This window comes from Pseudomonas sp. LABIM340 (genome assembly GCF_040017195.2).
Taxonomy (GTDB): domain Bacteria; phylum Pseudomonadota; class Gammaproteobacteria; order Pseudomonadales; family Pseudomonadaceae; genus Pseudomonas.
The window spans coordinates 2,803,124-2,824,237 of sequence record NZ_CM200227.1; the positions used below are offsets into that span (position 1 = coordinate 2,803,124).

Genomic DNA, 21,114 nt, shown 5'->3' on the forward strand with positions numbered 1-21,114 from the left:
TTACGTTAGCTTGCTAACAATCGACAAGCGTTTACCCCGCGAATTCATTTCATTTCTGACGCTGGTCAGGAAAAGCCCGATCCGCCGTGTCGCTGGTCAGATCGCACTGAACTTGCTCTCCAGGCCCTGGCTGCGGAAGTGCTCGAGGACGCAATCGACGAATACCCGCGTCTTGGCCGGCAGCAGTTTCTGCGCGGCGTAGTAGAGCGCGGTGTTGCCGGCGTCCACGTACCACTCCGGCAACACGCGCACCAGGCGCCCGCTGTCCAGGTAGGGCACGGCGTGCTGCATGCTCACCAGAGTCACGCCCAGGCCCATCAGGGCGGCGACGCAGGCGGCTTCCGGGTCGCTGAAGGTCATGCGCTCCTTCAGCGCGATCGGCGCCTGGGCCTGCTGGCGGTTGGTCAGCGGCCAGGGCCGCACGCGGCCGGTCTGCGGCGAACGGATGCGGATGCCGTCGTGGCTGGGCAGGTCCGACGGATAGCGGATTGCCAGGCGGCCGTCGAGGTAGGCCGGCGAGGCCAGCAGCACCAGGTGCGCCGGGCTCAGCTTGCGCGCCACGACGCCGGGCGGTAGCTCGAAGCCGCCGCCGATGGCCGCGTCGAAGCCTTCGGCGATGAGGTCGACCTGGCGGTTGTCGAAGTGCCAGTCCGGGCGGATCGCCGGGTAGCGCCCGAGGAAGTCCCCCAGCAGCGGCAGGATGTAGTCGCGGCCGAACACCAGCCCCATGCTCACCTTCAACATGCCGCTGGGCTGGCCGTCGGCGCTGGCCAGGTTGGCGATGGCGCTCTGCAGGCTGGCCAGGCCGCCGCCGGCTTCGTCGAGAAATCGTTCGCCGGATTCGGTCAGGGCCAGGCTGCGGGTACTACGCTGGAACAGCCGCACGCCCAGGTTGTTCTCCAGTCGCGCCACGTTCTTGCTCACCGCCGCCGGGGTCAGCCCCAGGCGGCGCGCTGCTGCGGCGAAGCTGCCGGCTTCGGCGCTGCGGACAAAGCATTCGATACTGATCAGGCTTTCCATGGGTGGTATTCCGGACGTTTGGTATCGACTGAATATAGCGATTGCTGGCTACCGAGTAACGAGTCCGCGAGGGAAACTGTCCCCGTCGAACTTACTCCCCCACTGGATTCCTGGAGACACGAAATGACCACCACGCAAACCACCCAATCCCTCAAAGGTAAAGTCGCTTTCGTACAGGGCGGCTCCCGCGGCATCGGCGCCGCCATCGTGCAGCGCCTGGCCCGCGAAGGCGCCGCCGTGGCCTTCACCTACGTCAGCTCGGCGCAGAAGGCCGAAGACCTCGCCGCCAGCATCGAAGCCGCCGGCGGCCGCGCCCTGGCGCTGAAAGCCGACAGCGGCGATGCAGCTTCCGTGCAACAGGCCATCGACACCGCAGCCCAGCGCCTGGGCGGCATCGACATCCTGGTGAACAACGCCGGCGTACTGGCCATCGCCCCGGTGGAAGAATTCAGCCTGGAAGACCTCGACCGCACTCTGGCGGTGAACGTGCGCAGCGTCTTCGTCGCCACCCAGGCCGCCGCGCGGCACATGGGGCAGGGCGGGCGCATCATCACCATCGGCAGCACCAACGCCGATCGCATGCCCTTCGGCGGCGGCGCGGTCTACGCCATGAGCAAGTCGGCCATCGTCGGCCTGACCAAGGGCCTGGCCCGTGACCTCGGCCCGCGCGGCATCACCGTGAACAACGTGCAGCCCGGCCCGGTGGACACCGACATGAACCCGGCCGACAGCGACTTCGCGGCCTCCCTGATGGACCTGATGGCGGTGGGTCGTTATGGCCGCGCGGAAGAAATCGCTGCCTTCGTCGCCTATCTGGCCGGCCCGGAAGCCGGTTACATCACCGGTGCCAGCCTGACCATCGACGGCGGCTTTGGCGCCTGATCGATTCCTGATCGACTCTTGGTAAAAACGGCGCGGCCGGGCTCAGGCCCGGTCGCGGCTCTGGATGTTCCAGTGCGCGGAGGTGGCGGCGAGCTTTTCCGAAAGCATCTCCACCTGTTCATAGAGACGAAGGGTGAGCCAGTAGAAACCCTGCTTCTCGAAGGAGTCGGTCAGGTTGTGCGGCCGTACCGGCAGGTTGTCCAGACCCTGGCAGGCCTGCACCAGCTTGCTGGTGCGGCTGAACTTGAGGGCATGGGCCGATTGCAGCAGCAGGCGGCCGATGATCTGCCGGTGCATGTCGAGACTGGCCGGCACCGGTTCTATCTCCCCGGCCTCGGCGGCGAACTGCCGCGAGGCGATCAGCGATTCCAGAGTGCCCATGATCGCTCTGTGGATGCGCTGGAGAATCTCCAGCTCGCGAAGCGGCATGCCGGTCTCCCGCGACACCGGCCCCAGGTGCGCACGCGACGCCACCAGACGGTGGTCCAGCTCCTCCAGCTGGCGTGCGAAATGCTCGGGGGTGAAGTTGTGGTTGGAAGACAGCTGCCCGTACATCCGTGCGCAGGCTCGCAGGTTGTCCGAGAGCAGGTAGCGCCAGACGTAGACCGCCCGCAGCGGGTAGATCTGCGAGAACAGCAGGGCCACGGCGACGCCGATCAGTACGTTGGCCGAACGCCACAGCCCTTCGGTGAAGCCCGTCTCGCCGGGGCCGGCGACGATGCACATCGTAATCCCCGCCAGCAGCGCGACGTAGCCGGGCCGGCGAATCGCATAGAAGGCCGAGGCCGCGCCCAGCACCGACATGGCCAGGTAGGTGAGGGTGAGCGAACGGGTCTGGTCGTAGATCGCGATCACGCACAGCCCCAGCGCCGCGCCGACCAGGGTGCCCATCACCCGCTCGTAGGACTTGCCGCGAATCGTCCCCTGGTGCACCAGCCCGCCCATCACCACCAGCACCGTCACCGAGGCCCAGAGACCGTGGGGCAGTTTCAGCGCGCTGGTCAGCAGCATCGAGGCGAGCAGCGCGAGGCCGACGCGCACGCAGTGAATCCAGGCGGCGTAGCGGTAGCGGGTGTAGGGGTTGGCCAGGCGGCGGAACGGCAGGGTGAGGATCGAGGGTTGCTTCGCCAAGGGAAGCGGCTCCGGTTGTGGGGGACTCTGCAAGGGTAGTCGGTTGCGCCGGCCAGAGCCTGCGATGGATCATTCTGGCGAGCCGCCGAACGGGCTCAAGGCAGCTGCGGGCACGCCGATAGAAATTCCACCGGAAGCGCTGGTTCCTCTTCACCGGTCTTCGCTAGAATTCCGCACTTTTGCGCCCGCCCCACGGGCACCGAGATTTCCCATGCTTGCCGGTAGTTACGATCCCTCCCTTGTCCTGATTTCGCTGTGCGTCGCCATGCTGGCGTCCTACACGGCACTGGACCTGGCCGGGCGCATCGCGACCACCCGGGGCTGGCCGGTGCTGCTGTGGATCGGCGGCGGCGGGGTGGCCATGGGTATCGGCGTGTGGTCGATGCACTTCATCGGCATGCTCGCCTTCAGCCTGCCCATCCCGCTGGGCTACGACCTCACCCTGACGCTGCTGTCGCTGGCCATTGCCGTGCTCAGCTCGGGCTTTGCCCTGGCGCTGGTCAGCCAGGACCGCCTGCCGCTCTGGCAACTGGTTTGCGGCGCGCTGGCCATGGGCACCGGGATCAGCTGCATGCACTACCTGGGCATGTACGCGATGCTGATGCAGCCGGGTATCGACTACGACCCGACGCTGTTTGGCCTGTCCCTGGTGATCGCCGTGGCGGCTTCCGGCGCAGCACTGTGGATCGCCTTCAAACTGCGGCAGAACACGCCCTACGTGCGCCTGGCCCGTGCTGGCGCGGCGTTGGTGATGGGTGTGGCCATAGTCGGCATGCACTACACCGGCATGGCGGCCGCGCGTTTCCCCGAGGGCAGCTTCTGCGGCGCCTCCCCCAGCGGGTTGAACAGTGACTGGCTGGCCCTGCTGATCATCATCGTCACCCTGGCGGTGATCGGCATCGCGCTGCTCACCTCGGTGCTGGACGCACGCCTGGAGTCGCGCACGGCGCAGCTCACCTCGTCGCTGGCCCTGGCCAACCAGGAACTGACCCAGCTCGCCCTGCACGACAACCTCACGCGCCTGCCCAACCGCATCCTGCTGGAGGACCGCATCGAGCAGATGATCGGCAAGGTGCAGCGCGCTGGCGGGCACTTCGCGCTGATGTTCCTCGATCTCGACGGCTTCAAGCCGGTCAACGATGCCTTCGGCCATCATGTCGGCGACCTGCTGCTCAAGGCTGTCGCCCAGCGCCTGCGCGATAGCCTGCGTAGCGAAGACACCGTGGCGCGCATCGGCGGCGACGAGTTCGTGGTGCTCGCCGAACTGGCTGAAGCCGAGGACGCGGTGACCGTCGCCGGGCAGCAGATCAGTCTGCTGGCCCAGCCGTTCCAGGTCGCTGGCCAGGAGCTGCGCATCGCCGCCAGCATCGGCATCGTGGTCTATCCCGGCGACGGCGCCAGCCAGCATGAACTGCTGCGCAACGCCGATGCCGCGATGTACCACGCCAAGGGCAACGGCAAGAACGGCTACAGCTTCTTCGAGCAGTCGATGAACACCAACGCGCGCAACCACCTGCAGTTGCTGCACGACCTGCGCGCGGCCCTGGAGCGTCGCGAGTTCATCCTGCATTACCAGCCCAAGTTCGCCGCCAGTGGCGAGCCCATCGGCGCCGAGGCGCTGCTGCGCTGGCAGCATCCGCAGCGTGGCCTGCTGATGCCTGACACCTTCATCGCCCTGGCCGAGCGCACCGGGCTGATCATCCCCATCGGCGACTGGGTGCTGGACGAGGCCTGCCGACAGATGCGCGAGTGGTACCTGCAGAGCCATGAAAGCTGGCGCGTGGCGGTGAATCTGTCGGCGCTGCAGTTCTGCCATGCGGCCCTGGTGCAGTCGGTGGCCGACGCGCTGCAGCGCCACCAGCTGCCGGCGCGCTGCCTGACCCTGGAGATCACCGAGACCACCGCCATGCGCGACGCCGATTCCAGCCTGGAAATCCTCGGCAGGCTGTCGGACATGGGCGTCGACCTGTCCATCGACGACTTCGGCACCGGCTACTCCAGCCTGCTGTACCTCAAGCGCCTGCCGGCCAACGAGCTGAAGATCGACCGCGGCTTCGTCCGCGACCTGGAGCAGGACAGCGACGACGCCGCCATCGTCTCGGCCATCGTCGCCCTGGGCCAGGCGCTGGACCTGCGCATCGTCGCCGAGGGCGTGGAAACCTCCGGCCAGCAGAACTTCCTCACCCGCCTGGGCTGCGACTCGCTGCAGGGCTTCCTGCTCGGCAAGCCGATGCCGGCCGAGCAGTTCCTCGAGCGTCTCAACACGCCGGCCTGAGCCCTTCAGCTTTCCGGCGCAATCGCTGCGAGCTGCGTGCACAGTTCGCGCAGTTGCTCGCACAGGCTGCGCCCGGCGCTGCCTAGTTCCGGGCGCGCATAGAGCGCCAGTTCCAGTCCCTCGATGGGCGCGAAACCTTCCCCGGCGGTCAGCACGTGGTGGCCTTCGTGGCGGCCGCGCAGGGGCAGCAGGCTGACGCCCATGCCCGCCGCCACCGCCGCTGAAAGGCTCGCCAGGCTGGCGCTGCTGTAGCTGATGCGCCAGCGCCGGCCGCTGGCTTCCAGGGCGTGGATCATCTCCTGGCGATACAGCGCACCCAGCGGGAAGACCACCAGCGGCAGCGGGTCACGGGCGGCGGCGGGGGTGGCGGCGCTGTCCTGCCAGGCCAGGGGTTCGGGCCAGTGGGCGAGGCAGTCGCTGTCCGCGCCCCATTGCTTGACCAGCGCCAGGTCCAGCTCGCCGCTGCGGTACTGGCGCAGCAGTTCCTGGCTGAGGCCGCTGGAGACTTCCAGGCGCAGCCTCGGGCGTTCCGCGCTGAAGGCTGCCAGCAGCGGCATCATCCGCTCGCCGGCGAAGTCCTCCGGCATGCCCAGGCGCAGCACGCCCTCGCTGTGCTCGCTGCTCAGCGCCTCGCGCGCCTCCGAACCGAGTTCGAGGATGCGCCGTGCGTAGCCCAGCAGCTGCTCGCCCTGTTCGGTGGGCAGCACCTGGCGCTGGCTGCGGTCCAGCAGACGGCAGTCCAGGCTTTGCTCCAGCCGCAGGATCTGCTGGCTGACGGTGGACTGGGTGAGGTGCAGCAGCTCGGCGGCACGGGTGAAGTTGCCGGCGTCCACCACCATCACGAAGCTGCGCAGCAGGTTGGGGTCAAGCATTTCGATTCCCACTGAAAGTCATGTTTCTATTTAATTTCAGCATAGAACATCCCTTCGTCATACTGGCTGCATTGATTAGAGGCACGACAGCCATCACGGGGGAGCGCCCATGGATATGCCGACTGTTCAGACTGAAGACGTGCACAGCCGTGCCGCCGCAGACGCGCTGTTGGGCGCTGCCAGCGACGGTCGCGAAGCCGAGGTGGCGGCCCTGCTCAAACGCGGCGTACCGGTGGAGGTGACCGACGGGCAGGGCAACACGCCGCTGCTGCTGGCCACCGCCCGCAACCGCGCGGAAGTCGCGCGGCTGCTGATTGCCGCTGGCGCCGACGTCAACCGGCAGAACCGCATCCACGATAGTGCCTACCTGCTGGCCGGCGCGGCGGGGCACCTGGACATCCTCCAGCTGACCCTGGCCCACGGCGCCGATCTGCGCAGCACCAACCGCTATGGCGGCACGGCGCTGATCCCGGCCTGCGAGCGCGGCCATGTGGAGGTGGTAGCGACGCTGCTCGAGGCTGGCGTCGACCCCGATCACGTCAACAAGCTGGGCTGGACCGGGCTGCTCGAAGCCATCCTGCTCAGCGACGGCGGCCCGCGTCACCAGGCCATCGTGAAACAACTCATAGAAGCCGGGGCGAACCTGAACCTGGCCGACAACGACGGCGTCACGCCGCTGCAACACGCCCGCCAGCGCAACCAGACCTCCATCGCCAGGATGCTGGAAGTCGCCGGCGCGCATTGATCGAACCGATTCGCTGGAAACTGCCATGTCACACGAAGTCTTCATGCGCGAGGCCCTGCAACTGGCCCGCGACAACATCGAGGCCGGCGGCCGCCCGTTCGGCGCCGTGCTGGTCAAGGACGGTCGGGTGATCGCCCGCGCCGCCAATTCCATCCACCTGGATTTCGACCCCACCGCCCACGCCGAGCTGCTGGCGATCCGTCGTGCCTCGGCGGTGCTGGGCATGTCGCGGCTGGACGGCTGCGTGATCTACGCCAGCGGCCATCCGTGCCCGATGTGCCTGGCGGCCATGCACCTGTGCGGCGTGGAAGGCGCCTACTTCGCCTATTCCAATGACGACGGCGAGCCGTTCGGCTTGTCGACGGCCGCCGTGTACCAGCAGATGACCCAGCCGCCTCAGTGGCAGTCGGTGCCGCTGCGCGCGCTGCGTCCGAGCGGTGAAGAGGGTCTTTACAACCATTGGCAGGAGCAGCGCTCGTGAGCCGCGGCATGACGCTGCCGGCGCAGGGTGAAGCGGCGGGGCAGAGCAGCCACGCCGGCTGGATCGGCCTGCTGGTGATCGTCGCACTGGGCATCAACCTGCGGCCGATCCTCACCTCCATCGGCCCGTTGCTGGCCGATATCCACGATGCCACCGGCCTAGGCTTCCAGGGCCTGTCGATGCTGACGGTGCTGCCGGTGCTGTGCATGGGCCTGTTCGCCCTGGGCCTGCCGTGGGTCGGGCCGCGCCTGGGTGAGAGCCGGGGCATGGTGCTCGGCCTGCTGGCCATCGGCGCGGCTTGCTTTTGGCGGCTGCTGCTGGACAGCGGCTTTGCGCTGATTGCCAGCGCGGTGCTGGCGGGTTGCGGTGTGGCGGTGATCCAGGCGTTCGTGCCGGGCGTGATCAAGCGCTGGTTCCCGCATAAGGTGCCGTCCGCCATGGGCCTCTACTCGGCGTCGCTGATGGCCGGCGGCGGTAGCGCGGCCGTGCTGGCGCCGGTGGTGTCGGAGCACTTCCACCGCTGGCAGGACGGCCTTGGCGCCTGGCTGCTGCTGGCCGTTGTCGGCCTGCTGCTGTGGTCCGTTGCCCGCCCGCGCGAGACGCCGGTGGCCGTGCCGCCCAAGCAGCAGGTGCAGCACTATTTCGGCAGCCGCCGCGCCTGGCTGCTGGCCCTGTACTTCGGCCTGATCAATGGCGGCTACACCAGCATGGTGGCCTGGCTGCCGGTGTATTACCGCCAGCTCGGCTGGACGGCCCAGGCCAGCGGCCAGCTGATCGGCCTGATGACTATTTTCCAGGTGATCGCCGCGCTGACCATCCCGCTGCTGATCCGCCGCTCGCTGGATCGCCGTGGCTGGCTGTGCCTGTGCCTGCTGATCCAGCTCGCCGGCTTTGTCGGGTTGATCTGCGCGCCGCTGCACCTGCCGGGCATCTGGGTGGCGATGATCGGCTACGGCCTGGGTGCCTGCTTTGCCCTGAGCCTGACCCTGACCCTGGACCACCTTGCCGACGCCGGCGCGGCCGGGCGCCTGGCGGCCTTCGTGCAGGGCATCGGCTTCATCGTCACCGGCATCGTTCCCTACGTCACCGGTTGGCTGCGCGACAGCACAGGCAGCTTCCAGGCTTCCTGGGTCCTGCTGGCGGTGTCGGTGGTGCTGATGCTGGGCGTGACCCTGCGCTTCTCGCCCAGGGGGTATGCGCGAGCGATGCAGCGCTGAGACTGGATGAAACGAAAATGGCGCCCGAGGGCGCCATTTTTTTGCCTGCGTCGTTACACGGAGGTGGCGATGTAGATGCGGTAGGCGATGATCGACAGCATGCTCAGCGTGCCGACCCACATCAGGAACACGCCGACCGGGCGCTGGCGGATGGTGAAGCCGATGCCCAGCATGAACATGCCGAAGACGATGATGCCGAGGGTGATGAAGAGGGACGTGGGGTCCAGCGGGATGAAATGGGCAGTGGCGTCCACGGCGTGTCCTTGTCTGAAAGATCCGATATAGAGAGTCTAGGCCAGAGTAGGACCGAACTCCTTTGATCCCTGGCAAGCCGGTCCGGATCATAGCGGCACGGGGCGCTCAGCCCAAGCTCAGGTCTCCAGCAGGAGCCGGCCCTTGCCCGTGAGGGCGAGCTGCAGGCCGCGCAGTTCGGCGAATCCGAGGTGTACCAGCAGTCGCTTCAAACGAGGGTGGATGACCTCGCCGCGCCTGACGCGCAGGAGGAGCCGGCACAGCTCGCTGTCGCCGGAGGGTGATGGACTTCTCTCGACCTCATTGTTGGGCACTGAGCGGTTTCCCTGATTCCTGATGTCAGTGAATTCTGAATTCGAACCAGCTTCAGCTTATTTTCGTTTGCTATCAGAAAATACTGATCGATATCTAGGTTTCTGACAGATTCTCGAACCGGCGTTCTTTCACGCTTGTCTTCGTGCGGCGGAAAGTGACGGGCTGCGCGGGAACCGCCTGGCGGCGGGCATAAAAAAGCCCCGCGGTCCGGAGCGTCAGACCGCAGGGCTGGAAGGTCGGGAGATTCCCGACCGGGGAGGATCGATCAGGCTGCCGGCGTTGGCTGCCAGCCGCCGCCAAGGGCCTTGTAGATCGCCACGATGCCGCGATACACGTCGACTTCCGCCAGGGCCTGGGCGTCCTCGGCGGCCAGCTGTTCGCGCTCGGCGTCCAGCAGGTTGAGGAAGTCCACGGTGCCCTCGCGGTATTGCAGGCCGGCCTGTTGCGCGGCATTGCGGCTGGCTTCGGACTGGCGCACCAGTGACACCAGGCGCTGCTGGCGCTTGCCGTAGTCGCTGAAGGCGTTCGACGACTCTTCCAGCGCCAGCAGGACCTGCTGCTCGTAGGTCGCCAGGGCGCCGTCGGCGTCGGCCTTGGAGGCGCGCAGGCGGGCCCGCACGCTGCCCAGGTCGAAGGCCGCCCAAGTGATGCTCGGGGCCACGCCCCAGGCGCTGGCGGCGGACGAGCCGATCTGCGAACCACGGCCGGCGGTGTAGCCGAGGAAGCCGCCGAGGCTGACTTTCGGGAACAGGTCGGCGGTGGCCACGCCCACGTCTGCAGTGGCGGCGGCCAGGCGGCGTTCGGCGGAAGCGACGTCCGGCCGGCGGCGCAGCAACTCACCCGGGTCGCCGATGGGCAGGGCCTTGGCGATGGCCGGCAGTTTCTTCGGCGACAGGTCCACGCTCAGCGCGTCCGGGCGCTGGCCGAGGAGAGTGGCGATGCGGTTGCGCTGGCGCACTTCCTCGGCCTGCAGTTGCGGCACGCTGGCTTCGGTGGCGGCCAGGCGTGCTTCGGCGCGCTGCACGTCCAGCTCGCTGCCGACGCCGGCGTCGCGCAGCTGGATGGTCAGGTCGCGGGACTCGCGCTGGTTGTCCAGGTTGCTCCTGGCGATGCTCTCGCGCAGTTGCGCACCGCGCAGCTGCCCATAGGCATCGGCCAGCTCGGCGATCAGGCTGACCTGCAACTGCTGCAGGTCGGCGACTATGGCTTCGCTCTGCGCGTCGCTGGATTCCAGCTGGCGACGCACACGGCCGAACAGGTCGACTTCCCAGATCATGTCCAGGCCCAGGTCGTAGCGCTCCTGGTTGACCCGGTCCTCGGTCTGGCCGGGCACCTGGCCCTTGCCGACCTGGCCTTCGGCGCGGCTGGTGACCGTGGGGAAACGGTCATTGGCAACGTCATCGCGGATCGCCCGCGAAGCCAGCACGCGGGCATAGGCCACGCGCAGCTCGCGGTTTTCCTTGAGGGCCTGGTCGACCAGTTGGGTCAGCACCGGGTCGTCGAACTGCTTCCACCAGGCATCTTCGAAGCGGGTGTGGTCGTAGTTCTGCGCCTGGGCGTTGCTGTCCAGTTGCGCCGGCGCGGTGTCCGGCTTCTGGTAGTCGGGGCCGACCATGCACGCGCTGAGGGCCAGCGCGAGCAGGGAAGGGACGAACAGTTTCACGGCATTCCTGCTCATGGCATTGATGGTCATGACGCTCATGCCTGGTGGGCCTCGCTGTTGTTAGTGTGGCTCTGGGCGATGCGCGCTTGCTGCGCCTGTTTCTTCGCCTCACGGGCTTCCATGAAGCGGCGGATCAGCACATAGAAGACCGGGGTCAGCAACAGGCCGAAGAAGGTCACGCCGAGCATCCCGGAGAACACCGCGACACCCATGGCATGGCGCATTTCGGCGCCGGCGCCGGACGACAGCACCAGGGGCACCACGCCCATGATGAAGGCGATGGAGGTCATCAGGATCGGCCGCAGACGCAGGCGGCAGGCTTCCAGTACCGCGCTCAGGCGGTCCATGCCTTCGTCCTGTTTGTCCTTGGCGAACTCGACGATCAGGATCGCGTTCTTGCACGCCAGGCCCACCAGTACGATCAGGCCGATCTGGGTGAAGATGTTGTTGTCGCCACCGGACAGGATCACGCCCGCGATGGCCGACAGCAGGGTCATCGGCACGATCAGGATCACCGCCAGCGGCAGGCCCCAGCTCTCGTACAGCGCGGCCAGCACGAGGAAGGCGAGCAGCACGCAGAGCGGGAACACGTAGATCGCGGAGTTGCCGGCGAGAATCTGCTGGTAGGTCAGCTCGGTCCACTCGTAGGTCATGCCATTGGGCAGCTCCTGCTTGAGCAGGCGCTCGATGGCGGCCTCGGCCTGGCCGGAGCTGTAGCCCGGTGCGGCGGCGCCGTTGATCTCGGCGGTAATGAAGCCGTTGTAGTGCATCACGCGATCAGGGCCGGAGGTGTCGCTGATCTTGATGAAGGTGGCCAGCGGGACCATTTCACCCAGGTTGTTGCGTACCTTCAGCTGGCCGATCTGCTCGGGTTCGAGACGGAACTGCTGCTCGCCCTGGACGTTCACCTGGTAGGTGCGGCCGAAGCGGTTGAAGTCGTTCGCGTACAGCGAGCCGAGGTAGACCTGCAGGGTGTCGAAGATGTCGCTGATCGCCACCCCGTGGGTCTTGGCCTTCTCGCGGTCGATGGCGGCATCCACCTGCGGCACGTTCACCTGGTAGCTGGTGAACACCGACATCGGGTTCAGCTCGGGCAGTGCGCGGGCCTTGTTGAGGATGTTCTGGGTCTGTGCGTAGAGCTCCTCGTAACCGGCGTTGCCACGGTCCTCGATCTGCAGGCGGAAGCCGCCGATGGTGCCCAGCCCCTGTACCGGCGGCGGCGGGAAGATCGCGATGTAGGCGTCCTGGATATCGGCGAACTGCTTGTTCAGCTCGGCGGCGATCTCGTTGGCCGACATGCCCGGGCCCTTACGCTCGCTGAAGTCTTTCAGCGGGGTGAAGACGATGCCGCTGTTGGGGCTGTTGGTGAAGCCGTTGATCGACAGGCCGGGGAAGGACACGGTGTGCTCGATGCCCGGGTGCTTGCCGGCGATTTCCGACATGCGCTTGATCACAGCTTCCGTGCGGTCCAGCGTGGCGGCGTCGGGCAGTTGCGCGAAGGCCACCAAGTACTGCTTGTCCTGTTGCGGCACGAAGCCGGTCGGGGTGCTGGAGAAGCCCAGGTAGGTCAGGCCGATCAGCCCCGCATACAGCAGCAGCGCGATGGAGCTGCCGCGCAGCACGCGGGTGACGGTGCCGACATAGCCGTGGCTGGCGCGGTCGAAGAAGCGGTTGAACGGACGGAACAGCCAGCCGCCCAGCAGCTTGTCCAGCAGCACCGAGAAGCGGTCCTTCGGCTCGTGGTGCCCCTTGAGCAACACGGCGGACAGCGCCGGCGACAGGGTCAGCGAGTTGAATGCGGAGATCACCGTGGAGATCGCGATGGTCAGGGCGAACTGCCGGTAGAACTGCCCGGTGAGGCCGGAGATGAACGCGGTGGGGATGAACACGGCGCACAGCACCAGCGCGGTGGCGATGATCGGCCCGGTCACTTCCTTCATGGCGCGCTTGGTCGCCTCGATGGGTGTGAGGCCCAGCCCGATGTTCCGCTCGACGTTCTCCACCACCACGATGGCGTCGTCCACCACGATGCCGATGGCCAGTACCAGGCCGAACAGCGACAGCGCGTTGAGCGAGAAGCCGAAGGCATGCATCACGGCGAAGGTGCCGATCAGCGACACCGGCACGGCGGCCAGCGGGATGATCGAGGCGCGCCAGGTCTGCAGGAACAGCACGACCACCAGCACCACCAGAATCAGGGCTTCGAACAGGGTGTGCACCACCGCTTCGATGGAGCCGCGAACGAAGATGGTCGGGTCATAGACGATGGAGTAGTCCACGCCCTGGGGGAAGTCCTTCTTCAGCTCGGCCATCTTCTCGCGCACCAGGTTGGAGATGGCGATGGCGTTGGAACCGGGACGCTGGAAGATCGGGATGGCGACCGCCGGCTGGTTGTCCAGCAGCGAGCGCAGGGCGTACTGGCTGGAGCCGAGTTCGACGCGGGCGATGTCCTTCAGGCGGGTGATCTCGCCGTCCGGGCCGCTGCGGATGATGATGTTCTCGAACTCTTCCTCGGTGACCAGTCGACCCTGGGTGTTGATCGACAGCTGGAAGCTGGTGTCGCTCGGCGAGGGCGGGGCGCCCAGCGAGCCGGCGGCGACCTGGCGGTTCTGCTCGCGGATCGCGGCGACCACGTCGGTGGCGGTCAGGTTGCGCGAGGCGACCTTGTTCGGGTCCAGCCAGACGCGCAGGGAGTAGTCGCCCATGCCGAACAGCTGCACGTCGCCCACGCCGTCCAGGCGCGCCAGCTCATCCTTGATGTTGAGGATGGCGTAGTTGGACAGGTAGAGCATGTCGTAGCGGTTATCCGGCGAGGTCAGGTGCACGACCATGGTCAGGTCGGGCGAGGCCTTGTCGACGGTGATGCCGATCCGCGTGACTTCCTCGGGCAGCTTGGGCTGCGTACGGGTCACGCGGTTCTGCACCTGCACCTGCGCGTTGTCCAGGTCGGTGCCCAGGGCGAAGGTGATGGTCAGGGTCATCTTGCCGTCGGCGGTGGACTGCGAGGACATGTAGAGCATGTTCTCGACGCCGGTGATGGCCTGTTCCAGCGGTGCGGCAACGGTCTCGCCGATCACCTTGGGGTTGGCGCCGGGGAAGTTGGCGCGCACCACCACGGTGGGCGGCACCACTTCGGGGTATTCGCTGATCGGTAGCTGGAACAGCGAGATGGCCCCGCCGATCAGGATAATCAGCGAGAGCACGGCGGCGAAGATCGGCCGCTGGATGAAGAATTGCGAAAAGTTCATGGCTGGTTCCTGTCGCGAACGCTGCGGTTCGCCAAACCCGGGACAAAGGTCACCCAAGGCCCTGGTGGGACAGGGCCTGGCACATCAGTTCATGGATTACGGGTTGGGGTCAGCCGCGCGGCGCACCCGGCTTGGCCGATTTCTCGGCGACCTTCGGCGCCTCGAAGCTCTCCAGCGCACGACGCTGGCTTTCGAGGTTGGCGAGGGTTTCCTTGCTGGCCATCTCGACACCCTGGGCATCGACCTGGGCGCCCGGGCGAACCCGTTGCAGGCCGTTGACCACGATGCGGTCGCCCTTCACCAGGCCGCTGCGGACGATGCGCAGGCCTTCGAGTTTTGGGCCCAGTTCGATGCCGCGGTACTGCACCTTGCTGTCCTTGTCGAGCACCAGCACGAACTTCTTGCCAAGGTCCGTGCCGACCGCTTCGTCCTTGATCAGCGCGGCGGGGTAGGTGCCGCTGCCGACCAGCTTGATGCGGGCGTACAGGCCGGGGGTGAACTGGTTGGCGTCGTTGTCGAACACGGCGCGGCCACGGATGGTGCCGGTCTTGGGGTTGACCTGGTTGTCGAGGAAGTCCAGGCGGCCCTGGTGGGGGAAGCCATCCTCGCCGGTCAGGCCCAGGTACACCGGGCTGGTGCCGCGGGCGTCCGGGCCGCCCTTGCGGGCGAGGTCGACGTACTTCAGGTAGACGCGCTCGTCGGCGTCGAAGTAGGCGTAGACCTTGTCGGTGGAGACCAGGGTGGTCAGCACGCTTTCGCCGCTGTTCACCAGGTTGCCGGCGGTGACTTCGGCGCGCGAGACGCGGCCGTCGATGGGCGCGGTGACCTGGGTGAACGACAGGTTCAGGCGAGCGTTGTCCAGTTCCGCCTGGGTCGCGGCGACCACGGCTTTCGCCTCGGTGGCGGCGGCGGTGCGGGCATCGGCGAGCTCCGCGGAAATGGCGTTGGTGGCGCGCAGGCGATCACCGCGGGACGCTTCGTTGACGGTACGGGTCTGGTTGGCGCGAGCCTGTTGCAGCTGGGCTTCCAGGCGGTGCACCTCGGCCTGGAACGGCCGCGGGTCGATCTGGAACAGCAGATCGCCTTTCTTCACCAGCGCGCCTTCACGGAAGGCGACGCGGTCGATGTAGCCGGAGACGCGCGGACGCAGTTCGACGGACTCCGGAGCCTCCAGGCGGCCGGTGAACTCGTCCCATTCGTTGATCGGTTGCTCGATGACGTCCGCCACGCTGACCTTGGGGGCGGCCATGTTCTGTGCCGCCTCCTGGCCCTTGCCGCAGGCGCTGAGAACCAGCACGGCGGCCAACGCCAACGGAATACGCAAGGTGTTCAGATTTCGCTCCATGGAAATACTCCGGCGATCTAATTGGTTTTGGGATTTCTGATGGAGCGGAGTCTGCGCAAGGGGGCGCCCGGGAACTAATCGAACGAGCAGATTTTGATTATCACGCGCAGTGATAAATGCTTTTGCACTATGCGCAGGAATAGATAGAGGGAGTGGGCACGGGGTTTGCGCGGCGGCGGCGTTGCGTAGGGCGAATAACGCCTTGGGCGTTATCCGCCGCGTCGTTGCCGGCGGATAACCTGTTCCAGGTTATGCGCCCTACGGCGAAGGTGGCCTCAGAGACTGTCCGGATCACCCACGAACATGGTGATCCGCGAGCGCAGCCAGCGCTCGGCCGGGTCCTGGTCCTGGGCGCCGCGCCAGACCATGGACAGTTCGGCCAGGCGGGTGGGGAAGGGCGGCTCCTCGGCGCGCAGGCCGCCGGCGGCAGTCAGCGCCAGCGCCACGTACTCGGGCACGGTGGCGATGATGTCGGTGCCGGCCAGCAACTGGGCAAGGCCGACGAACTGCGGCACGGCCAGCACCACCTGGCGCTTGCGGTCCATCTCGGCGAGGGTCTGGTCGACGAAGCCGTCCAGGTCGCCGGCATAGGACACCAGCGCGTGGGGGCGCGCACAGTAGTCATCGAGGGTCAGCGCACCGGGAATCGAGTCGGCACGGAGGATCTTCCAGGTGCTGCGACGCAGGGTCTTGCGCTTGGCGTTGGCCGGCAGTTCGTCGGTGTAGCTCACGCCTACGGAAATTTCCCCAGACGACAGCAGTTGCGGCATCAGCAGGTAGTTGGCGCGGCGCACCACCAGGGTGATGCCCGGCGCCTCGGAGCGCAGGCGGCGCAGCAGCGGCGGCAGCAGGCCGAACTCCACGTCATCGGACAGGCCGATGCGGAACACCGCCTTGCTGGTGGCCGGGTCGAAGTCGGCGGCGCGGCTCAGGGCGGTGGAGATGGAGTCCAGCGCTGGCGAGAGGTGACCGAAGATTTCCTGCGCCCGCGCGGTGGGTTCCATACTGCGTCCGGTGCGGACGAACAGCGGATCGTCGAACAGACCGCGCAGGCGCGCCAGGGCCGCACTGATCGCCGGCTGGCCGAGGAACAGCTTCTCGGCGGCGCGGGTCACGCTGCGTTCGTGCATCAGCGTCTCGAAAACGATCAACAGGTTGAGATCAACCTTGCGTAGGTCGTTGCGGTTCATAGGGACTCCCTGGCGATGGGGGAAAAGTGGGGCCGAGCGTGTCCTGAGTCAAGTCTGTCAGATAAGTCCTTGATCAATTTCCACTTTTTTAATGAGAATCTCGCCCCGGCAGTGTGGTCAGACTCTGTAGGAACAGAGCCGCCCCGGTCCCTCCCGCAGCCCCGTCGCAGAGCCTTGCAGCCGCGCCGGACAAGGCTTTCAACGCGGGCCGAATCATCGGCGTTTATGTCAATTATCAATGGTGAACGGTGGCGTCACCCCTAAAGCCCGGATAGAGTCCGTGGCTATGAGCACTACTAAGGCGAGGTATGTGATGTCCCGCATGATCCGTTTCCACCAGTTCGGTGACGCCTCGGTCCTGAAGATCGAGGAAATGCCGACCCCGCAGCCGGGGCCGGGTGAAGTGCTGGTCCGTACCCAGGCACTGGGCGTCAGTTGGCGCGACGTGCTCTGGCGGCAGAACCTCGCCCCGGATCAGGCCAAGCTGCCGGCGGGCATCGGCTATGAACTCTCCGGCATCGTCGAAGCCGTGGGCGAGGGCGTTGAAGACCTCGAGCCCGGCGTGGCGGTGGCCAGTTTCCCGGCGAACTCGCCGAACCTGTACCCGGCCTGGGGCGACCACGTCATCGTGCCGCGCACCTCGCTGACCCGTTATCCCGAGGTGCTGACCCCGGTCGAAGCCGCCGTGCACTACACCGGCCTGCTGTATTCCTACTTCGCCCTGGTGGAGTTGGCGCAGATCAAGCCCGGCCAGCGCGTGCTGATCACCGAGGCTGGTCATTGCCTCGCCCCGCAGGCGGTGCAGCTGGCCAAGGCGCTCGGCGCCCAGGTGATCGCCACCACCAGCCATGAGGAAACCCGCGAGTTTCTGAAGGGCCTGGGTGCGGACAAGATCATCTACACCGAGGAACAGGACCTGGTGCTGGAAGTCGAGCGCTTCACCAAGGGTGAAGGCGTGGAGATCGTCCTCGACCAGTGCGCCGGCCCGCAGATGAAACTGCTGGGTGACGTCGCCGCGCCGCGCGGCAAGCTGATCCTCTACGGCATCAATGGCGGCAACGACGCAGCCTTCCCGGCCTGCGCGGCGTTCAAGAAGCACCTGCAGTTCTACCGCCACTGCGTGCTGGACTTCACCGGGCAACCGGAGATCGGCCTGACCCGCAACGACGAAGCCGTGCAACGGGCGCTGACCGCGATCAACCAGATGACCGCCGACCAGTTGCTCAAGCCGAGCATCGACCGGGTGTTCGATTTCGCCCAGTACCGCGACGCCAACTACTACATGGAAACCTGCCCGGGTGGCGGCCGTGTGGTGATGAAGATGCCGGAGTGATCCGTCATCGGTAGTCGAGAAAGCCACTCTTCGGAGTGGCTTTTTTATGCGTGGCACTCGCTCCTACGCGCTATTTACCGGGAGCGCAGAAACGTAGGATGGCGTGGAGCGCAGCGATACCCATCAATCCCTGCACGGAGACAGCATGGGTATCGCCTAGGCTCCACCCATCCTACGAGGAACAGCCGCAGAGTTCCGGAATAGAGTCTTCTATACGCCGCTGCATCCCCCGCAGTATCAGGCAAGCCTTGGGAGAACCAGGCAAACCGCTCGGCGCCTTCCTCGCGTATCGTCGCGGCACCTGCCGGCCGCTGCGCCTAGGCTGAATCCATTGCGTGTCGGAGCCGCTGCGCTTGGCTCCCTTTCAATACCCTGCTTTTTATCACCCGGCTTTCATATCCAAGAGAATGAGGTGAAATTCCTGATGATTACCGTGAACCTGAACGGCAAGGACCACGAGCTCGACGCCCCCGGCGAGATGCCGCTGCTCTGGGCCATCCGCGACGTTGCCGGGCTGACCGGCACCAAGTACGGCTGCGGCATGGCGCTGTGCGGCGCTTGCACCGTGCACATCGACGGCCAACCGACGCGCTCCTGCGTCACCCCGCTGGCAGCGGTGGCCGGCAAGAAGATCACCACCATCGAGGCGGTGGCCGAGCAGGCCGCCGGCAGGGCCGTGCAGGAAGCCTGGCGCAAGCTCGACGTGGTGCAGTGCGGCTACTGCCAGTCCGGGCAGATCATGTCGGCCACCGCGCTTCTGGCTTCGAACAAGAAGCCCAGCGACGCCGACATCGACGCCGCCATGAGCGGCAACATCTGCCGTTGCGCCACCTATGCGCGGATCCGCGCGGCCATCCACGACGCCGCCCAGACCCTGGCTTGAGGACCGAAGTCATGCTCGAACCCCGTACCGACGAACAGCCGGCGCAGCCCGGCAGCATCCTCAACGTCAGCCGCCGCAGCTTCCTGCGTGGCGCTGGAGGTCTGGCCCTGGGCATCTATTTCGCGCCGCTGCTGGGCAAGCTGGGTGATGCCCAGGCGGCCAGCGATTTCGAGGCCAACGCATTCGTGCGCATCGCCCCGGACGGCACCGTCACCGTGATCGCCAAGCACGTGGAAATGGGCCAGGGCAGCTACACCGGCCTGGCCACCCTGGTCGCCGAGGAACTGGACGCCGACTGGAGCCACGTGCAGGTCGAAGGCGCACCGGCTGATGCCAAGCGCTACGCCAACCTGGCCTTCGGCAACCTGCAGGGCACCGGCGGCAGCAACGCCATGGCCAACTCCTTCGAGCAGATGCGCAAGGCCGGCGCCAGCGCCCGCGCCATGCTGGTCGGCGCAGCGGCGGAACAGTGGAAGGTACCGGCGGCGCAGATCGAAGTGCACGACGGCGTCGTCACCCATCCGGCTTCCGGACGCAAGGCCGGCTTCGGCGAACTGGCCGATGCGGCGGCGAAGCAGCCGGTGCCGGCGGACGTGAAACTCAAGGACCCGAAGGACTTCAAGCTGATCGGCCAGGTGAAGTTGCCGCGCAAGGACAGCCCCTCGAAGACCGACGGCACCGCGCAGTTCACTCAGGACGTGCACCTGCCCGACATGCTGGTGGCCGTGGTCGCCCACCCGCCGCGCTTCGGCGGCGTGCCGGTGAAAGTCGATGCGAGCAAGGCCAAGGCCGTGCCCGGCGTGGTCGACGTGGTGCAGTTCCCCGGCAGCGAGCGGCGTTTTGCCGGCGTCGCGGTGCTGGCGAAGAACACCTGGGCAGCGCGCCAGGGCCGTGACGCGCTGCAGGTCGAGTGGGACGAGAGCAAGGCCTTCAAGATGGGCAGCAAGGAAATCTTCGCCCAGTACCGCGACATGGCCAGCAAGCCGGGCCTGGTGGCGCGCAACGAAGGTGACATCGGCAAGGCGCTGGAGAAACCGGCGCACCTGATCGAGGCGGAATACCAGTTCCCCTATCTCGCCCACGCGGCCATGGAGCCGCTGAACTGCGTGGTCTTCCTCAAGGAAGACGGCTGCCAGATCTGGAACGGCGAGCAGTGGCAGACCGGCGACCAGATGTCGGTGGCGCAGCTGCTGGGCATGCCGCCCGAGCAGGTGAGCATCACCCAGCTGTACGCCGGCGGCAGCTTCGGCCGCCGCGCCAATCCGCATTCGGACTACGTGCTGGAGGCGGTCGCCATTGCCAAGGCGGCCCGCGAGCAGGGCGTGAAGGTGCCGATCAAGATGGTCTGGACCCGCGAGGACGACACCCGCGCCGGCTACTACCGTCCGGCCTTCCTGCACCGCGCGCGGCTGGCGGTGGATGCCCAGGGCAACCTGGTGGGCTGGGAACAGCGGCTGGTGGGGCAATCCTTCATCGTCGGCACGCCGTTCGAGAAGTTCATGGTCAAGGATGGCGTCGACAAGATCGCCGTCGAGGGCGCCGCCGATCTGCCTTACGCCGTGCCCAACTTGCGCGTCGAACAGGCGCTGGCGGAAAACGTCACGGTGCCGACCCAGTGGTGGCGTTCGGTGGGCCATACCCACACGGCGTTCTCCACCGAGACGCTGGTCGACGAAGCGGCCATTGCCGCCAAGCAGGACCCGTACGAGTTCCGCCGCAAGTTGCTGGAAAAGCACCCGCGTCATCGTGGCGCGCTGGAGCTGGTGGCGCAGAGGGCGAACTGGCTGGCGCCGCTGGAAAAGGGCAAGGACGGCGAACAGCGCGGTCGCGGGATCGCCGTGCACGAGTCGTTCGGCAGCTTCGTCGCCCAGGTGGTGGAAGTGACCTACAAGGCCGACAAGAGCTTCAAGGTGGACCGCGTCGTCTGCGCGGTGGATTGCGGCCTGGCGATCAACCCGGACGTGATCAAGGCGCAGATGGAGGGAGGCATCGGCTTCGCCCTGTCGGCGGCGCTGCACAGCGCCATCACGCTGACCGACGGCAAGGTCGACCAGTCCAACTTCCATGACTTCCAGGTGCTGCGCATCAACGAGATGCCGGTAGTGGAGGTGCACATCGTGCCGTCGGCCGAGCCACCGACCGGTGTCGGCGAACCGGGCGTGCCGCCCCTGGCGCCGGCGCTGGCCAACGCGCTGTTCGCGGCGACCGGCAAGCGTATCCGCACCTTGCCGATCGGCAACCAGCTGCAGGCGTGAGGTTCGC

At 66.7% G+C, this 21,114-nt stretch carries 16 protein-coding genes; 8 read left to right on the forward strand and 8 right to left on the reverse strand.

From position 1 onward, the window contains the following. Positions 1 to 96 precede the first annotated feature (96 nt). Complete coding sequence (locus ABKS89_RS13110; RefSeq protein WP_348589110.1) at positions 97 to 1,020, reverse strand: LysR family transcriptional regulator; 924 nt, start codon at positions 1,018 to 1,020, stop codon at positions 97 to 99. A 123-nt stretch (positions 1,021 to 1,143) separates the two neighbouring features. Here ABKS89_RS13110 and ABKS89_RS13115 point away from each other — a divergent pair, with 123 nt between their 5' ends. Continuing rightward, positions 1,144 to 1,902, forward strand: coding sequence for a 3-oxoacyl-ACP reductase family protein (locus ABKS89_RS13115; protein WP_138216541.1), 759 nt, complete (start codon positions 1,144 to 1,146; stop codon positions 1,900 to 1,902). A 42-nt stretch (positions 1,903 to 1,944) separates the two neighbouring features. Here the strand turns inward: ABKS89_RS13115 and ABKS89_RS13120 are convergent, their stop codons facing one another. After that, positions 1,945 to 3,033 (reverse strand): FUSC family protein, encoded by a 1,089-nt coding sequence (locus ABKS89_RS13120; RefSeq protein WP_348589109.1) that lies wholly within the window; start codon positions 3,031 to 3,033, stop codon positions 1,945 to 1,947. 211 nt (positions 3,034 to 3,244) lie between these two features. Between ABKS89_RS13120 and ABKS89_RS13125 the strand changes: the two genes are divergently transcribed. Continuing rightward, a complete protein-coding gene (locus ABKS89_RS13125) occupies positions 3,245 to 5,308 on the forward strand; it encodes a putative bifunctional diguanylate cyclase/phosphodiesterase (RefSeq protein WP_348589108.1) in 2,064 nt (687 codons plus the stop codon). A gap of 5 nt (positions 5,309 to 5,313) precedes the next feature. Here the strand turns inward: ABKS89_RS13125 and ABKS89_RS13130 are convergent, their stop codons facing one another. Next, a complete protein-coding gene (locus ABKS89_RS13130) occupies positions 5,314 to 6,180 on the reverse strand; it encodes a LysR family transcriptional regulator (protein ID WP_348589107.1) in 867 nt (288 codons plus the stop codon). 109 nt (positions 6,181 to 6,289) lie between these two features. Here ABKS89_RS13130 and ABKS89_RS13135 point away from each other — a divergent pair, with 109 nt between their 5' ends. From ABKS89_RS13135 to ABKS89_RS13145, 3 genes are read left to right on the forward strand one after another with little or no spacing between them, the layout of a single operon-like run. Further along, on the forward strand, positions 6,290 to 6,925 hold the full coding sequence (locus ABKS89_RS13135; protein ID WP_348589106.1) for an ankyrin repeat domain-containing protein: 636 nt from the start codon (positions 6,290 to 6,292) through the stop codon (positions 6,923 to 6,925). A 25-nt stretch (positions 6,926 to 6,950) separates the two neighbouring features. Further along, on the forward strand, positions 6,951 to 7,406 hold the full coding sequence (locus tag ABKS89_RS13140; RefSeq protein WP_138216536.1) for a nucleoside deaminase: 456 nt from the start codon (positions 6,951 to 6,953) through the stop codon (positions 7,404 to 7,406). 8 nt (positions 7,407 to 7,414) lie between these two features. Then, entirely contained in the window at positions 7,415 to 8,623 is a 1,209-nt protein-coding gene (locus ABKS89_RS13145; protein ID WP_348589123.1) for a CynX/NimT family MFS transporter, read from the forward strand. A 53-nt stretch (positions 8,624 to 8,676) separates the two neighbouring features. Here ABKS89_RS13145 and ABKS89_RS13150 read toward each other — a convergent pair whose 3' ends face one another. From ABKS89_RS13150 to ABKS89_RS13170, 5 genes are all read right to left on the reverse strand, one after another. After that, positions 8,677 to 8,877, reverse strand: coding sequence for a hypothetical protein (locus ABKS89_RS13150; protein ID WP_045207810.1), 201 nt, complete (start codon positions 8,875 to 8,877; stop codon positions 8,677 to 8,679). Positions 8,878 to 9,455: 578 nt separating this feature from the next. Further along, the gene (locus ABKS89_RS13155) at positions 9,456 to 10,883 is read right to left on the reverse strand and encodes an efflux transporter outer membrane subunit (protein WP_348589122.1); all 1,428 of its coding nucleotides are present in this window, start codon (positions 10,881 to 10,883) and stop codon (positions 9,456 to 9,458) included. Positions 10,884 to 10,888: 5 nt separating this feature from the next. Next, positions 10,889 to 14,101: an efflux RND transporter permease subunit gene (locus tag ABKS89_RS13160; protein ID WP_348589105.1), complete on the reverse strand. Its 3,213-nt coding sequence runs from the start codon at positions 14,099 to 14,101 to the stop codon at positions 10,889 to 10,891. A gap of 109 nt (positions 14,102 to 14,210) precedes the next feature. After that, on the reverse strand, positions 14,211 to 15,446 hold the full coding sequence (gene mexE / locus ABKS89_RS13165) for a multidrug efflux RND transporter periplasmic adaptor subunit MexE (RefSeq protein WP_192223124.1): 1,236 nt from the start codon (positions 15,444 to 15,446) through the stop codon (positions 14,211 to 14,213). Between the two features lie 275 nt (positions 15,447 to 15,721). Further along, positions 15,722 to 16,636, reverse strand: coding sequence for a LysR family transcriptional regulator (locus ABKS89_RS13170; protein WP_017517481.1), 915 nt, complete (start codon positions 16,634 to 16,636; stop codon positions 15,722 to 15,724). A 313-nt stretch (positions 16,637 to 16,949) separates the two neighbouring features. On the opposite strand from ABKS89_RS13170, the gene ABKS89_RS13175 reads away from it, so the two are divergent. From ABKS89_RS13175 to ABKS89_RS13185, 3 genes are all read left to right on the forward strand, one after another. Beyond that, complete coding sequence (locus ABKS89_RS13175; RefSeq protein ID WP_081516799.1) at positions 16,950 to 17,969, forward strand: zinc-dependent alcohol dehydrogenase family protein; 1,020 nt, start codon at positions 16,950 to 16,952, stop codon at positions 17,967 to 17,969. Positions 17,970 to 18,393: 424 nt separating this feature from the next. Beyond that, positions 18,394 to 18,852, forward strand: coding sequence for a (2Fe-2S)-binding protein (locus ABKS89_RS13180; RefSeq protein ID WP_138216678.1), 459 nt, complete (start codon positions 18,394 to 18,396; stop codon positions 18,850 to 18,852). An 11-nt stretch (positions 18,853 to 18,863) separates the two neighbouring features. Further along, positions 18,864 to 21,107 carry a xanthine dehydrogenase family protein molybdopterin-binding subunit gene (locus ABKS89_RS13185; protein ID WP_138216532.1) on the forward strand — a complete coding sequence of 748 codons (2,244 nt, stop codon included), beginning with the start codon at positions 18,864 to 18,866 and terminating at the stop codon, positions 21,105 to 21,107. Positions 21,108 to 21,114: the final 7 nt, after the last annotated feature.